The organism is Rhodanobacter ginsengisoli (assembly GCF_042657065.1).
GTDB classification, from domain to species: Bacteria; Pseudomonadota; Gammaproteobacteria; order Xanthomonadales; family Rhodanobacteraceae; genus Rhodanobacter; species Rhodanobacter ginsengisoli.
Window position 1 is genome coordinate 319,069 of sequence record NZ_JBHSNF010000004.1, and the last position, 12,668, is coordinate 331,736.

General features: G+C 67.2%; 11 protein-coding genes. 7 read left to right on the forward strand and 4 right to left on the reverse strand.

Annotated features, from left to right (window positions below; all coding sequences use genetic code 11):
* The first annotated feature begins 6 nt into the window (after positions 1-6).
* The 4 genes from erpA (at position 7) to ACFPPA_RS17455 (ending at position 3,082) form a co-directional block, all read left to right on the forward strand.
* Entirely contained in the window at positions 7-375 is a 369-nt protein-coding gene (erpA, locus tag ACFPPA_RS17440; protein ID WP_377322215.1) for an iron-sulfur cluster insertion protein ErpA, read from the forward strand.
* A gap of 11 nt (positions 376-386) precedes the next feature.
* The gene (gene nudC / locus ACFPPA_RS17445; RefSeq protein WP_377322217.1) at positions 387-1,361 is read left to right on the forward strand and encodes an NAD(+) diphosphatase; all 975 of its coding nucleotides are present in this window, start codon (positions 387-389) and stop codon (positions 1,359-1,361) included.
* A 69-nt stretch (positions 1,362-1,430) separates the two neighbouring features.
* Positions 1,431-2,126, forward strand: a complete 696-nt coding sequence (locus ACFPPA_RS17450; RefSeq protein WP_377322219.1) for a hypothetical protein — start codon at positions 1,431-1,433, stop codon at positions 2,124-2,126.
* An 86-nt stretch (positions 2,127-2,212) separates the two neighbouring features.
* Complete coding sequence (locus ACFPPA_RS17455; RefSeq protein WP_377322221.1) at positions 2,213-3,082, forward strand: beta-lactamase induction protein; 870 nt, start codon at positions 2,213-2,215, stop codon at positions 3,080-3,082.
* A 33-nt stretch (positions 3,083-3,115) separates the two neighbouring features.
* Here ACFPPA_RS17455 and ACFPPA_RS17460 read toward each other — a convergent pair whose 3' ends face one another.
* Positions 3,116-4,990 (reverse strand): MFS transporter, encoded by a 1,875-nt coding sequence (locus ACFPPA_RS17460; protein WP_377322222.1) that lies wholly within the window; start codon positions 4,988-4,990, stop codon positions 3,116-3,118.
* A gap of 335 nt (positions 4,991-5,325) precedes the next feature.
* On the opposite strand from ACFPPA_RS17460, the gene ACFPPA_RS17465 reads away from it, so the two are divergent.
* Positions 5,326-5,898 carry a helix-turn-helix domain-containing protein gene (locus ACFPPA_RS17465; protein ID WP_377322254.1) on the forward strand — a complete coding sequence of 191 codons (573 nt, stop codon included), beginning with the start codon at positions 5,326-5,328 and terminating at the stop codon, positions 5,896-5,898.
* Positions 5,899-5,967: 69 nt separating this feature from the next.
* Here ACFPPA_RS17465 and glyS read toward each other — a convergent pair whose 3' ends face one another.
* Together glyS and glyQ are read right to left on the reverse strand one after the other, a co-directional pair.
* On the reverse strand, positions 5,968-8,115 hold the full coding sequence (glyS, locus tag ACFPPA_RS17470; RefSeq protein ID WP_377322224.1) for a glycine--tRNA ligase subunit beta: 2,148 nt from the start codon (positions 8,113-8,115) through the stop codon (positions 5,968-5,970).
* Positions 8,112-9,035, reverse strand: a complete 924-nt coding sequence (glyQ, locus tag ACFPPA_RS17475; RefSeq protein WP_377322226.1) for a glycine--tRNA ligase subunit alpha — start codon at positions 9,033-9,035, stop codon at positions 8,112-8,114. Before glyQ ends, glyS begins: the two co-directional genes overlap by 4 nt.
* A gap of 96 nt (positions 9,036-9,131) precedes the next feature.
* Here glyQ and tfpB point away from each other — a divergent pair, with 96 nt between their 5' ends.
* Positions 9,132-10,952: a type IV pilus assembly ATPase TfpB gene (gene tfpB / locus ACFPPA_RS17480; protein ID WP_377322228.1), complete on the forward strand. Its 1,821-nt coding sequence runs from the start codon at positions 9,132-9,134 to the stop codon at positions 10,950-10,952.
* Between the two features lie 33 nt (positions 10,953-10,985).
* Positions 10,986-11,714, forward strand: a complete 729-nt coding sequence (locus ACFPPA_RS17485) for a glutamine amidotransferase (RefSeq protein ID WP_377322230.1) — start codon at positions 10,986-10,988, stop codon at positions 11,712-11,714.
* A gap of 9 nt (positions 11,715-11,723) precedes the next feature.
* Here ACFPPA_RS17485 and ACFPPA_RS17490 read toward each other — a convergent pair whose 3' ends face one another.
* Positions 11,724-12,407 carry a rhomboid family intramembrane serine protease gene (locus tag ACFPPA_RS17490; RefSeq protein WP_377322232.1) on the reverse strand — a complete coding sequence of 228 codons (684 nt, stop codon included), beginning with the start codon at positions 12,405-12,407 and terminating at the stop codon, positions 11,724-11,726.
* Between the last annotated feature and the right edge of the window lie 261 nt (positions 12,408-12,668).

Sequence of the window (12,668 nt, forward strand, 5' to 3'; positions counted from 1 at the left end):
AAGACCATGGAAACCATCGTCGCCATCCCCGATTACCGCAGCAGTGGTGCCCCGCTGCTGTTCACCGCCGCCGCCGCGCACAAGGTGCGCGAGCTGATTGCCGAAGAGGGCAATCCCGCGCTGAAACTGCGCGTGTACATCAGCGGCGGCGGCTGTTCGGGGTTCCAGTACGGTTTCACCTTCGATGAGGCCCAGGCCGAGGACGACTTCGCGGTCGATCGCGAAGGCGTGACCCTGCTGTGCGATCCGCTGTCGCTGCAGTACCTCACCGGTGCCCAGATCGACTACGCCGAGAATCTCAGCGGTTCGCAGTTCGTCATCAGCAACCCGAACGCCAAGACCACCTGCGGCTGCGGCTCCTCGTTCTCCACCTGAGGAACGGTTCGATGGATCGAGCCCAGCTGCCGCGACCCAACACCTTCGCCGGACTCAGCCTGATCCTCGACCGGATCGCCGAACGGCGCGATGAATCCGGCTGGATCGCCGAACAGGGCCGCTCGACCGCGGCGCGCTACCTGTTGCTGGACGCCGCCGGCGAAGCGTTCCTGCGCCGCGACGACGAGCTGCTGCGCTGGCTCGGCAACGACGAACGCGAACGCTGGCTGGGGGACCTGCCCGCCACCCTGCTCGGCATCGCCGATCAACGGCCGTACTTCCTGCTGGTGCTGGACGACGCCGACGACCTCGCCGCGCTGGAAAGCGCACTCGACGCGCGCCGGGTGAGCCTGCGCAGCGCCGGCCTGCAGCTGCCGGCGGACGAGGCCGGCCTGTTCGCCTACGCCAAGGGCCTGTCGCACTGGCAGCGCGAGACGCGCCACTGTGCCCGCTGCGGCACGCCGTTGCGGCTGGTCGCCGCCGGGCATCGCGCGCAATGCCCCAACCCGGACTGCGCGCGGCTGCATTTCCCGCGCACCGATGCGGCCGTGATCATGCTGGTCGAGCACGAGGGCGCCTGCCTGCTGGGGCGCCAGGCCAGCTGGCCACCCGGGCGCTACTCGACCCTGGCCGGTTTCGTCGAACCGGGCGAGTCGCTGGAAGACGCCGTGCGCCGCGAGGTGGCCGAGGAGTCCGGCGTGATCGTCGACGAGGTCCGCTACCACTCCTCGCAACCGTGGCCGATGCCCGCCTCGCTGATGGTCGGTTTCTTCGCCACGGCGTTATCGCGCCGCATCGATCGGCGCGACCACGAGCTGGAGGATGCGCGCTGGTTCACCCCGCAGCAGATTGTCGACGGCCTCGCCGACGGCAGCTTCCTGCCGTCCCCGGCGCTGTCGGTGTCGTACCAGTTGCTGGCGCACTGGCTGCAACAGCGCGCCGGGCTGGAACTGGACCGCCTGGTCGCGAGCGTCGAGGCGCGTTGATCCGCGCCCGGCGCGGGGCGAACTTCATCGGGTTGTTCCGGTCACAGCTGCTCGAAGCAGGGGAGCCCGATGACGCAGGAACGCATGGCACGGCACAGCGGCACAGTCCGGACTGCGGCATGGCGCGACGCGCTGTACCGCGGCGCGATCCTCGGACTGGTAGCCGGCTGCCATCTGGCGGCGCTGGTGTTGCTGCTGAGCCACTGGCCGCAGGGCCGGGCCACTCCTCGGGTTCGCGAGCGCGATGACCCCGACGCCACGCGACTTCGCCTGATCCTGCTGCCGTCGGCACCCGTCGCTCGCACCGCGGCCGCGCCGCCGCTTCAACCGCGCCACCTGCCCTTGCCGGCCCGGCGATCGGCGCGAGTACTGCCACACGCTCCGCCGCTCGCGGCAACCAGCGGCGTGTCACCGCTACAGCAGGTGCAGCCGACGGTACCGGATTACCGGCCGGGCGATTTCCAGGCACGCCTGCGCGACGCGCGACGCCCGTCCCTGCCGCGATTGCCCGGCTCGGACCTGCCCAGGGTCGCGGGCCTGCGGCTTCGCCCGGTCTCCAGCACGCAGACGTTCGTGCAGCGGCTGACCGCATCGACACGCTGTTCCGCCGAATATTTCAAGATGCATGCAAGCGCAAACCAGTTCGTCACCGCCCAGTTGATGGACCGCGCTCTCGAGGCCGACGGCTGCGGCCCGCACACCGACACCAGCGCGGCCAGCGAATCCATCGACGCGATCACGCGCCGGATCACCGGCGATCCCTGACGACTTCACCGGATCGGGCCGATCCAGGCCTGCGATGCGGCTGGCCACTCGCATACAATGTAGCCACTGTCCGCGAGTCCGATTCCATGGCCATCCGTCTGCTTGTCGCCCTCATCGCCCTCGGCTTGTTGCATGTCGCCCCGCAGCTGGCGCGCTGGCGCGGCGATGGCCTGTTCCGGCGCTGGGTCGCCCAGCTGGCGGATACCAGCGGTGCCGGGCGGGTGCTGCTCGCGCTGTTGTTGCCGGTGGCCGCCTGCCTGTTGCTGTCGTGGCTGTTCGCCCGCACGCCGGCGGGTGCGCTGCTGCAGCTGCTGTTCGCGCTCGTCGTGCTGCTGTACTGCTTCGGCCCGCGCGAATTCGAGAGCGACCTGGAAGCCATCCTGCACGCTCCCGACGACCCCCGGCGCGAAGTGGCGGCGCAGGCGCTGGCCGACGATGGCCGCACGATCGCGTGGAATGCCCCCGAACTGGGCGTGGCCATCGCCTACGCCGCCCTGCGCCGGCGCTTTGCCGTGCTGCTGTGGTTTTTCCTGCTCGGTCCCGCCGGTGCGCTGCTTTACCGGCTGGGGCAGACGCTGGGCCGCGACGACGCGCTGCTGCTCGACGGCGGCAGCCGCACGGTGGCGCGCTACGTGGCCAATGCGCTGGACTGGCTGCCCGCGCAGCTGCTGACCTTCACCCTGGCCGTGGTCGGCCATTGGGAGGCGGTGATCTCGGCGTGGCGACGCTGGCACAGCCAGGCCGCGCCCACCAGCTGGTACGGCAGCGGCCCGGGTTTTCTGGGCGCCGCGGCGCAGGCCGACGTGCTGATCGACATCGAGGCCGGCGACGGCTATGCCGAGGAATACAGCGACCCGCTGGCCGAGTTGCTGCGCCTGCGCAGCGCGCTGCTGCGCGCCTTGCTGGCGTGGCTGAGCCTGGTGGCCCTGATCGTGATCGGCGGCTGGGTGAGCTGACGGCCGATCCGCGCGGCATCGCCGCGCGGTGGCTCAGGCCCGGTCGCCGCGCAGTTCGCGCACCCGCGCCTCCAGCATTTCCATCGAGACCTGTCCGGGCGGCACCGGCGCATCCACCACCAATTCCACCCGCGCCCGAAAGCGGCGCGGCAGGCGCCCGCGCCCGAGCATTGAATCGCGCCGGCTCCAGACGCTGCCCCACAGCCCGCACAGCGCCATCGGCAGCACCGGCACCGGCCGCCGTGCCAGGATCTTTTCCACGCCGGCCCGGAACGGCGCAATCTCGCCGTCGCCGGTCAAGCCGCCCTCGGGGAAGATGCACACCACCTCGCCGGCCGCCAGCGCGGCGTCGATCGCATCGTAGGCCTGCTGCAGTACCTCGGGATCTTCCTTGTAGCCCGCGATCGGGATCGCCTTGGCGGTGCGGAACACGAAGCTCAGCAGCGGCGTGTTGAAGATCCGGTAATACATCACGAAGCGCGCCGGCCGGCGCAGGTTCGCCATCAGCAGCAGCGGATCCATGAAGCTGACGTGGTTGCACACCAGCAGCACCGGCCCTTCCTCGGGCAGGTGCGGCATGCCATCGACACGCACGCGGTACAGCGTGTTGACCAGCACCCAGGTGATGAAGCGCATCAGGAACTCGGGCACCAGGGTGAAGATGTACGCCGCCACCAGCACGTTGAGCAGCGCGTCGACCAGGAAGATCCGCGCCGCGCTCATGCCCAGCCGGCCCAGCAGCAGACCGAACATCGAGGCCAGCACGATCAGCAGCGCATTGAGGATGTTGTTGCCGGCGATCACCCGCGACAGGTGCGAGGCAGGCGTGCGCGACTGCACGAACGCGAACAGCGGCACCACGTAGAAACCGGCGAACACGCCGATCGCGGTGAGATCGAACACGATCCGCCAGCTGCCGGCGGCGTGCAGGAACGCCCACCAGTCCAGCCCCATGTGCCCGGCCGCGCCGGGCCGGGCCAGGAACAGGTCGATGCCGAACGCGGTGAGGCCGAACGCGCCCAGCGGCACCAGCCCGATCTCCACCCGCTTGCCCGACATGCGCTCGCACATCAGCGAGCCGATGCCGGTGCCCAGCGAGAACAGGGTCAGCACCAGCGTGTTGACCGAGCCGTCGCCGCCCAGGTTCAGCTTGGTGTAGATCGGCAGCTGCGCCACCAGGACCGTGCCGAAGAACCAGAACCAGGAGATGCCGAGCACCGCGTTGAACACCGCGCGGTCGCTGCGGGTGATGCCGAGCACGCGCACCGTCTCGCTGAACGGATTCCAGTTGAACTCGAGATCCGGAGCGGTGGCCGGCGCCGGCGGAATCTTTCGACTGCAGGCATAGCCGGCCATGGCGATGCCGATGGTCGCCGCCGCCGCCGCGTACGGCCCGATCCCGGCCAGCAGCATCAGCGAGTTGCCCAGCACCATGCCGATCAGGATCGCCAGCTGGGTGCCCATCTCGACCATGCCGTTGCCGCCGACCAGCTCCTCGGGCTTCAGCGCCTGCGGCAGGATCGCGTACTTGATCGGCCCGAACACGGTCGAATGCATGCCCATCATGAACAGCACGCCCAGCAGCAGCACCAGGTTGTGGGTGTGGAAACCCCATGCGGCCAGCAACATCGCGGCGATCTCGAACAACTTCACGTAGCGGATGATCCGGGTCTTCTCGAATTTTTCCGCCAGTTGCCCCGCGGTCGCCGAAAACAGGAAGTAGGGCAGGATGAACAGCGCGGGCGCCAGGTTGGTGTACAGCGAGATCTCGCGATCCGGCAATCCCATCTGGAATGCCGCCAGCATCACCATCGCATTGCGGAATGCACTGTCGTTGAATGCCCCCAGCGCCTGGGTCCAGAAGAACGGCGCAAAGCGCCGTTTGCCAAGCAATCCGAATTGGCTCATGCGATGTCCTGTGGGGAAAGTACGCCTCGAACAGACGGCGGCGCCCTGCGCCGGACTGACGTTAGCAGTTGCGGGCCGTCCGGCAAAAGCCCGGAAAGGCGGGTGAAACTCTGGTTCTGCCACTCTCTGGGGGAATCGTTGTCAACCGCGTCTCCGACGCGACGTTGAAGCGCGCGGAAAACCCCCACTTCCACCAGCGAGTGAAACGACCCCAACGAACCGGCGCAATATACCGATGCAGCAGCTGCTTCGCATTTTTTTGCCATCCGCTGGCGCAGTATTTTGCATAATTTGACGCAGCCCCTCTCTATCTTGTCGCGGCCACCCCCATGAGCATGCAACAGTCCACCCCCTCCACCACTGTCGGCGGAAGCTTCTCCGATCGCATCAGGTTGCTGATCCAGCGCGTGGGCAGCGCCACCGAAATCGCCCGCATGTGCGGTTTCTCCGAAGGCGTGGTGCGCAGCTGGCGCGACGGCAACACCGACCCCTCGCGCGCCCGCTGCGTCACCCTGGCGCGGACCCTCGGGATTTCACTGGTCTGGCTGGTGGCCGGCGAAGGCTCGATCCAGCTCGACCCCTCCGTGAATCTGCAGGACGACCAGTACAGCAGCGAGATCGTGTCGACGCAGCGACCCCGGGCCCGGCAGCAGGGTTCGGTGACGTCCATGCCGCTGCATGCCCAGGCCAGGAGCCTGGACGCCCAGCGGCTGAACCGGGCGATGCAGATCCTGCAGTCGGAACTGGATCTGGCCGACAGCCGCCTGACCCTGGCGGACAGTACGGACCTGTTGACCGAGCTGTATGAAATCCTCGGCCCCGGCGGCATCAATGTGGATACCGGCGCGATGATGGCGTTCAATCGCCGTCTGGGCGAACGGATCCGCCGGGATCGCGCCACCGCCTGAATCGGGCGCGACGCATGAAAAAAAGCGGCAGCCCTTCGGCTGCCGCTTTTTTTTACAGGCCGCCGAGGCTCAGAGCACGGCGATATCGGCGATCGCGCTGAACTGCGACTTCAGCTGCCCGAGCAGGGCCAGTCGATTCGCGCGAACGGTCGGATCGTCGGCGTTTACCAGCACGCTGTCGAAGAAGCTGTCCACCGGCGCCTGCAACTGCGACAACCGGGCCAGCACGCTGGTGTAGTCGCCGGCCGCCAGCCCCTCGGCGGTGTCGCGCTTGGCCGCGGCAAGCGCATCGGCCAGTTCGCGCTCGGCCTCCGACTCGAAATGCGCCGGATCGACCGCATGGCCGATCGCGGGTGCGCCGGCTTCTTCGGCCTGCTTGCGCAGGATGTTCGCGACGCGCTTGTTGGCCGCCGCCAGGCTGGCCGCTTCCGGACGACGACCGAATTCGGCCACCGCGCGCAAGCGCCGATCGAAGTCGGCCAGGCTGCCGGGCTCCACCGCCAGCACGGACTCGAACTGCGCGTTGTCGAAACCCTTTTCGGCGTAGTAGCCGCGCAGCCGATCGAGGATGAAGTCGTACAGTTCGTCGACCAGGATCGCCCGCCGCTGGCCCGCGTTGAGCGTGGGCGGCTTGCCGTCCTTGCCGGGCTTCAGGCCCGACAGCAACGCCGCGTCGGGCAGCAGTTCCAGTGCCTCGACCAGGCTGCCGCGCAAGTCCAGCTCCATGCCGGCCTCGATCAGGGTCCGCCCCAGGCCCAGCGCGGCACGCCGCAGGGCGAACGGATCCTTGTTGCCGCCGGGCTTCATGCCCACCGCGAAGATGCCGGCCAGGGTATCCAGCCGCTCCGCCACGGCCAGCACCTGGCCGAGCTTGCCAGCGGCGATCGCATCGCCACCGAAACGCGGCTGGTAATAGCTGTCCAGGGCCTCGGCCACCTCGGCCGACTCGCCATCATGGCGGGCGTAGTAACGCCCCATCACGCCCTGCAGCTCCGGAAATTCGCCGACCATGCGGGTCAGCAGATCGCATTTGGCGAGCGCGGCGGCACGCGTCGCGAGGGCGGCGTCGACGCCGACCCGGTTGGCGATGATCCGGGCCAGCTCGGCGACCCGTACGCTCTTGTCCCACTGGCTGCCGAGCGCCTGCTGGTAGGTGACGCCCTTGAGCTGTTCCTGATAGCTGGCCAGCGGGGTCTTCAGATCCTCTTCCCAGAAGAACTTGGCATCGGCGAAGCGCGGACGAATGACCCGCTCGTAGCCCTTGCGGATCTCCGCCGGATCCTTGCTCTGGATATTCGCGATGCCGATGAAGTGCTCGGTCAGCCCGCCGTCGGCATCGAATACCGGCACGAACTTCTGGTTCGCCACCATCGTGGTCACCAGCGCCTCGGGCGGCACGCTGAGGAACTCGCGCTCGAAGGTACAGGCGATCGCGACCGGCCATTCGGTGAGGTTGGCCAGCTCGTCCAGCAGCGCATCGTCCAGCTGCGGCACGCCACCGGTCTGTTCGGCGGTCTCCGCGACCTGCGCGCGAATGCGCTGACGGCGCTCCTGCGGGTCGGCCAGCACCTTCGAGGCACGCATCGCGTCGAGCCAGCCATCCGCGTCCGCCAGGTGGACCGGCTGCGGGTGCATGAAGCGATGGCCGCGCGACTTGCGACCGCTCTTCAGGCCCAGCACCTCGCCGTCGACGATTTCAGCTCCGTGCAGGATCACCAGCCAGTGCACCGGCCGCACGAAGCTGTAGTCATGATCGGCCCAGCGCATCGGGCGGGGAATCGGCAGTGCCTTCAGCGCCTCGTCGACGATTTCCGGCAACAGCGAGGCGGTCGCCTGACCCGGCTTGACGGCACGCCAGACGAACCACGCACCCTTGTCGGTCTCCAGTTTCTGCAACTGCTCGACCGTGACGCCACAGGACTGCGCGAAGCCGAGCAGCGCCTTCGACGGCTGGCCCTCGGCATCCAGTGCGGCGCTCAGCGCCGGACCGCGGCGTTCGATCTGCTGATCCGGCTGGGTCGCCGCCACGCCCGGCACGAAAACGGCCAGCCGACGCGGCGAGGCATAGGCCTGGGCCAGATCGAGGTCGGCCGCAATCCCGCGTTTGGCCAGCCCGTCGCAGATGCCGCGCAGGAAGGCCGCGGAAAGCTCATCCAGGGCCTTCGGCGGCAGCTCCTCGGTGCCCAGCTCGATCAGCAGTGACTTGTCGGCATTCATGCGGCCTGCTCCTTCACGTGTTTGGAAGGTGTGTTCTTCAGACCCGGAAAACCGAGCTTTTCGCGTTGTGCCACGTAGGTTTCGGCCACGCCGCGCGACAGCGTGCGCACGCGCAGGATATAGCGCTGGCGCTCGGTGACGCTGATCGCACGGCGCGCGTCGAGCAGGTTGAACGTGTGGCTGGCCTTCATCACCTGCTCGTAGGCCGGCAGCGGCAGGTTGGCGGCGATGAGCTTGCTGGCTTCGCCCTCGCAGACATCGAACCAGCGCAGCAGCTCGGGGACGTTGGCGTGCTCGAAATTGTAGGTGCTCTGTTCCACCTCGTTCTGGTGGAACACGTCGCCGTAGGTGACGGTGCCGCGTGGGCCCTCGGTCCAGATCAGGTCGTAGACGTTGTCCACGTTCTGCAGGTACATCGCCAGCCGCTCCAGCCCGTAGGTGATTTCACCGGTCACCGGTCGGCATTCCAGCCCGCCGGCCTGCTGGAAGTAGGTGAACTGGGTCACCTCCATGCCATTCAGCCAGACCTCCCAGCCGAGTCCCCAGGCGCCCAGTGTGGGCGACTCCCAGTTGTCCTCGACGAAGCGCAGGTCGTGGACCAGCGGATCCAGGCCCAGCTCCTTCAGCGAGCCGATGTACAGCTCGAGGATGTTCTCCGGGTTCGGCTTCAGCACGACCTGATACTGGTAGTAATGCTGCAGGCGATTCGGATTCTCGCCATAGCGGCCATCGGTCGGCCGCCGCGACGGCTGCACGTAAGCGGCGGCCCAGGGCTCGGGCCCCAGCGCGCGCAGGAACGTGGCCGGATGAAAGGTGCCGGCGCCGACCTCGGTATCGAGCGGCTGCAGCAGGACGCAGCCCTGTTCCGCCCAATAGCGGTTGAGGGTCTGGATCACATCCTGGAAGGTGCGTGCGGACATGGCTTTCCGTGACCTTGGTTAAAGCGCGTTAGTATAGCCACAGCTTGCTTTTCCACTGGGCGCCGGTCGGAATAGCCTTGTTTCGGAGACCCCTGGATGGCCGCATCACCGCAAATCGCATCGCTGCTCGGCCGACGTGGCCGGCTCGAACTGGACGAGCTGCTGGCGGCGCTGGTGGTCGACGGTTACCTGCTGGGCGAAGACGCCAAGCAGGTGCGCATGGGTGCACGCGCCGGACGCAGCACGGTGGAATTGCATCCGCTGGTGTTGATCGCCAATGCCAAGCTGGCCAATCAGCGCGAACCCGGTCGCCCGTTGAGTCTGGAGGGGCTGACCGAATGGCTGGCCGGCCATGCCGGACTGCCGTACCTGAAGATCGATCCGATGAAGATCAATGTCGCGTCGGTGACCCAGGCGGTAAGCCATGCCTATGCCAAGCGTCACCGGATCCTGCCGATCGCCGCCACCATCGGCGAAGTCACGTTTGCCACCAGCGAACCGTTCGATGCGGACTGGGCGCCGGATCTGGCGCAGATGCTGCGCCGGGACATCAAGCGCGTCGTCGCCAGCCCGGTCGACATCAACCGTTACCTGCAGGAATTCTACGGCGTCCAGCGCTCGATCCAGATGGCGCAGGATGCCAAGACCGGCAATGACAGCTCCGCCGCGATCCTCAACTTCGAGCAACTGGTCGAACTGGGCAAGAGCGGCGAAGTCGGCGCCGACGACCGCCACGTGGTGCATATCGTCGACTGGCTGCTGCAATACGCGTTCGAGCAGCGCGCGTCGGATATTCACCTGGAGCCGCGCCGCGAAACCGGCTACATCCGTTTCCGCATCGACGGCATCATGCAGAAGGTGTTCGAGCTGCCGGCCCCGGTGATGACCGCGGTGACTGCCCGCATCAAGATCCTGGCCCGCATGGACGTGGCCGAGAAGCGCCGGCCGCAGGACGGTCGCATCAAGACCCGCTCGGTATCCGGTCGCGAGGTGGAGCTGCGCATCTCGAACATGCCCACCGCGTTCGGCGAGAAGGTGGTGATGCGCATCTTCGATCCGGATCTGGTGGTCAAGGACTTCGCCCAGCTCGGTTTCTCGCCCGGCGAGAGCGCCAACTGGCGCAGCATGGTCGAGCGTCCGCACGGCATCGTGCTGGTCACCGGCCCGACCGGCTCGGGCAAGACCACCACGCTGTATTCCACGCTGAAGCACCTGGCCACGCCCGAGCTCAACGTGTGCACGGTGGAAGACCCGATCGAGATGGTCTCGCCCGAATTCAACCAGATGCAGGTGCACGCCGCGATCGACCTGGATTTTGCCGCCGGCGTGCGCACGCTGTTGCGGCAGGACCCGGACATCATCATGGTCGGCGAGATCCGTGACCTGGAAACCGCGCAGATGGCGGTGCAGGCCTCGCTCACCGGCCACCTGGTGCTGTCGACCCTGCATACCAACGACGCCCCCAGCGCGGTCACCCGCCTGCTCGATCTGGGCGTGCCGCACTACCTGATCCAGTCGACCCTGACCGGCGTGGTGGCGCAGCGCCTGGTGCGTACCTTGTGCCCGCACTGCAAACGCGCGACGACGCAGGACCCACAGGCCTGGAACGTGCTGACCCACGGCTGGACGATTCCGGTGCCCGAGCAGGTGTTCCAGCCGGTCGGCTGCCTGGAATGCCGCAATACCGGATTCATGGGCCGCACCGGCATCTACGAGATGATGAAGCTGTCACCCCGCTTGCGCGGGCTGATCTCGGCCCAGCTCGATCTGAGCGGCTTTGGCCAGGCGGCGCTCGCCGAGGGCATGCGGCCCTTGCGCATCTCGGCCGCCGACCAGGTGGCTGCAGGGCTGACCACGGTGCAGGAGATCCTCACCGTGCTGCCGCCGATCGATGCATTCGACGATGCGCAGCCCTAGAGACGTTCCAACCAGCAGCGATCGATGCCCTGAATGAAGCCCGTCCTGATCATCCGAACCGGCCGCGCGCCGGACGCCATTCGCGCACGGCATGGCGACTTCCCGCATTGGTTCCGACTGGGCGCGGGCCTGCAGTTGCACCAGCTTCGGGTCGTCGACGTGGCCGCAGGCGAAGCGCTGCCACCGCCGCGGGAAGTGGCCGGCGCCATGATTACCGGCTCGGCCGCCATGGTCACCGAACGCGCGGCCTGGAGTGAACGCACGGCCGGCTGGATTCGGGACGCCATGGATGCCGCATTGCCGTTGTTCGGCGTTTGCTACGGCCATCAGCTGATGGCGCATGCGCTGGGCGGACGCGTCGACTACCTGCCGGGTGGACGCGAGATCGGCACCCAGCCGATCGCACTGATGCCCAACCTTGCGCACGACCCGCTGACACTTGCGCTGCCCGCCAGTTTCCGTGCACACACCACGCACGAGCAAAGCGTGCTGGAACCGCCACCCGACTCGACCGTGCTGGCCCGCTCGGCCCGTGATCCGCACCAGCTTCTGCGCTATGGAACAAACGCGATCAGCGTGCAATTCCATCCGGAATTCAATGCCGAGGTGATGCGTGGCTACATCCGGCGCAAGCACCACGACCTGCGCCGCGAGGGGACGGATCCACGGCAGGTCTTTTCTGCCGTGGCCGCTACCCCGATCGCGCGGCGGTTGCTGCGGCACTTTTCCCGCCTGCACGGCTGGAATGCCAGCTCGAGCTAAGGCCGGCCATCAACCGCGCAGGCGGCGCGCGATCGCGTCACGCGAAAACAGCGCAAACACCAGTCCGAACAGGAAACCGCCGATGTGCGCCCACCACACATAGGCCCCATAGCTCGGCCCGGCATAGCTGAACAGCAATTGCAGCAGCACCCAGATGCCGATCAGCAGAAATGCCGGCACGCGTACAAATTCCAGATACAAGCCCAGCGGCAGCACGAGACCGAGCCTGGCCCGCGGGAACAGGGCGACGTACGTGCCCACCACCGCCGAGACCGCGCCGCTGCAACCGATGATCGGCAGACGCACGCCCTGCAGTGACAGCGCGCCGATCAGGTTCGCCACGATCCCGCCTACCACGAACAGCAGCAGGAAGCGCAACGAACCGAGGGCGCGCTCACCCGGCAGGCCGAAAATCACGAGGAATAGCAGGTTGCTGAGCAGGTGCAGCCAGGTCACGTGTATGAACAGGGCGGTGAACAGCCGCAGCAGCGCGGGATCGGTCAGCTGCGGCAGCAGTGCCTCGTGCGGATCGAAGATGTTCGCCGGCACCGTGCCCCATTCCAGCAGCAGCGAAATGCGCTGCAGGGAAGGGGTCATCGCCAGACCGACAAAACACACCACGCACAAGCTGACGATCAGCAAGGTCGCCCAATGCCAGCGCGGGCGCCGACGCGTTTCGACGTGAACGAACAATTACCACTCCTCGGACGCCGACGGAATCGCGGCGCTCATCTCATCATAGGTGATGATGGAACGGATGCGTGGGCACGGGTGCACGGCTCCGGCACCAAAGAAAAACCCCCACCGTTACCGGTGAGGGTTGTTCAGGATAAAGCCCCTGGCGGTGACCTGTTGCAGCCTGCGATCGTCGATCGCAGCAGCAACGGCAAACGCCATAAAGACGAAGGCCTCCCCGGGTGGGGAGGCCTTCTTGGATAAAGCCCCTGGCGGTGA

Coding starts and splice junctions, on each gene's coding strand:
- erpA (WP_377322215.1), top strand. CDS start 7: ATGGAAACCATCGTCGCCATCCCCGATTACCGCAGCAGTGGTGCCCCG.
- nudC (WP_377322217.1), top strand. CDS start 387: ATGGATCGAGCCCAGCTGCCGCGACCCAACACCTTCGCCGGACTCAGC.
- ACFPPA_RS17450 (WP_377322219.1), top strand. CDS start 1,431: ATGACGCAGGAACGCATGGCACGGCACAGCGGCACAGTCCGGACTGCG.
- ACFPPA_RS17455 (WP_377322221.1), top strand. CDS start 2,213: ATGGCCATCCGTCTGCTTGTCGCCCTCATCGCCCTCGGCTTGTTGCAT.
- ACFPPA_RS17460 (WP_377322222.1), bottom strand. CDS start 4,990: ATGAGCCAATTCGGATTGCTTGGCAAACGGCGCTTTGCGCCGTTCTTC.
- ACFPPA_RS17465 (WP_377322254.1), top strand. CDS start 5,326: ATGCAACAGTCCACCCCCTCCACCACTGTCGGCGGAAGCTTCTCCGAT.
- glyS (WP_377322224.1), bottom strand. CDS start 8,115: ATGAATGCCGACAAGTCACTGCTGATCGAGCTGGGCACCGAGGAGCTG.
- glyQ (WP_377322226.1), bottom strand. CDS start 9,035: ATGTCCGCACGCACCTTCCAGGATGTGATCCAGACCCTCAACCGCTAT.
- tfpB (WP_377322228.1), top strand. CDS start 9,132: ATGGCCGCATCACCGCAAATCGCATCGCTGCTCGGCCGACGTGGCCGG.
- ACFPPA_RS17485 (WP_377322230.1), top strand. CDS start 10,986: ATGAAGCCCGTCCTGATCATCCGAACCGGCCGCGCGCCGGACGCCATT.